The organism is Micromonospora sp. D75 (genome assembly GCF_018070405.1).
GTDB lineage: Bacteria > Actinomycetota > Actinomycetes > Mycobacteriales > Micromonosporaceae > Micromonospora > Micromonospora chalcea.
In genome coordinates this window covers 1-1,637 of record NZ_JAGPXV010000919.1, presented here as the reverse complement: position 1 = coordinate 1,637, position 1,637 = coordinate 1, and the positions used below count along the sequence as shown (strand labels likewise).

Genomic DNA, 1,637 nt, shown 5'->3' with positions numbered 1-1,637 from the left:
GATGTAGAGCGCGTCGGCGATGAGCCGGTTCGTCTGCCCCCGGGCGGCGAGCCGGGCCACCCGCTCCTCCGTCGCGGTGAGCGCCGTCGGGGCCGGGGTGCGGGCGCCGATGCGGCCCAGCTCCGCCCGCGCCCGGTCGGCGAACGCGGACGCGCCGAGCGCGTCGAACTCGGCCACCGCCGCGTCGAGCGCCGCCCGCGCCTCCCGCCGCCGCCGCACCCGCCGGTACGCCCGCCCGGCCGCGAGCAGGCAGCGGGCCCGGTCCAACGGCAGCACCGCCTCCGGCACCGTGGCCCGGGCCTGCGTCAGCGCGTCCAGCGCCTCGCCCGGGTCCGCGCCCGTCGCGCCGGCCAGAAGCACCCGGCTGCGGGCCAGCCCGAGCGTCGTCCACGGCCGCGGCAGCCGCGCGTGCCGCCGGGCCAGCCGGTCCAGCGCCGCGTGCGCGGTGTCCAGGTCACCGGCGCCCACGCACGCCTCGATCCAGTCCGGCTCGAACCGCTGCCCCAGCGGCTCGACGATGCCCGAACCGTCCAGGTCGGCCGCGAGCGAGCCGTACGCCGCCGCGGCCGTGACCCACTCGCCCGAGGCGAGCGCCACCAGCCCGGTGAGCTGATGGTGCAGCCGGCGGCTCCACGCGTCGCCGAGGTCGTCGTCGCGACGTAGCCCGGCGGCGGTGGCACCCGCCCGCGCCAGCCGGCCCCGGTGCGCGTCGAGCATGCCGGCCAGCCAGCTCTCGCCCACCAGGCCGGTGCCGAGCTGCTCACCCAGGTCACGGGCGTCGGCGATGTGCGTCCCGGCCTCGGCGAACCGCCCGGCGAGCAGTTCCGTCTCGCCGAGGTGGGTGAGCGCCTCGTGCCGCAGCGGGTCGTCCCCGCGCGCCACCGCCCGGTCCAGCATCAGGTGCAGCCGGGCCCGGGCCCGGTCGTGGTCGTCGACGGCCTTCCACCAGATCGCCGGCACCGAGCCGGCCAGGTAGGACGGTTCGCCGGCCTCCAGCGCCAGCGCCCGGTCGAGCAGGCCGGTCGGCGCCTCGCCACCGGCGCGTACCTCGTGGAAGAAGAACAGCAGCAGCGCGGCGGTGAACAGCGGGCGGTGGTCGTCGCGGTCGGAGAGCCGGGCGATCGCCGCCCGAGCGTGCGCCCGCGCGGCCTCCGGCTGGTCGTGGAACATCGTCAGGTGCGTGTGGATCCGCCCGGCCAGGTCCCCGTCCGGCCCGGCCGCGGCGAGCGCCTGCTCGGCCACGCGCACGGCGGTGACCAGGTCGTCGGCGCACCAGGCGACGAGGGCGCGCAACAGCAGCGCCTCACCCCGCTCGGCGCCGGTCAGCTCCTCGGCCGCGGCCTCGGCGGCCCGGCCGGCCGCCGCGTAGTCCCCGCTGTCGATGCGGCACTGCACCGCGTCGAGGCGACGCCGGTTGCGGTCGGCGGTGGCGGCCTGCGGGGTCAGCTCGGCCGCCCGGGCGTACCAGTCGGCGGCGAGCGCGGGCGCGCCGCGTATGCGCTGGCGGGCCGCGGCGGCGGCCAGGTCGGCGGCGACGTCCGCGTCTGGCGCGACAGCGCACCGGGCCAGTTGCCGGGCCCGCTCGTCGGGGTCGGCGACCGCGCGGGCGAGCACCGCGTGCAGGCGCCGCCGGGCTC

Annotated in this window: 1 pseudogene; it reads right to left on the bottom strand. The window is 79.5% G+C overall.

Annotated features, from left to right (window positions below):
- Positions 1–1,637, bottom strand: a pseudogene (locus KBX39_RS30680) (helix-turn-helix transcriptional regulator); the annotation flags it as partial.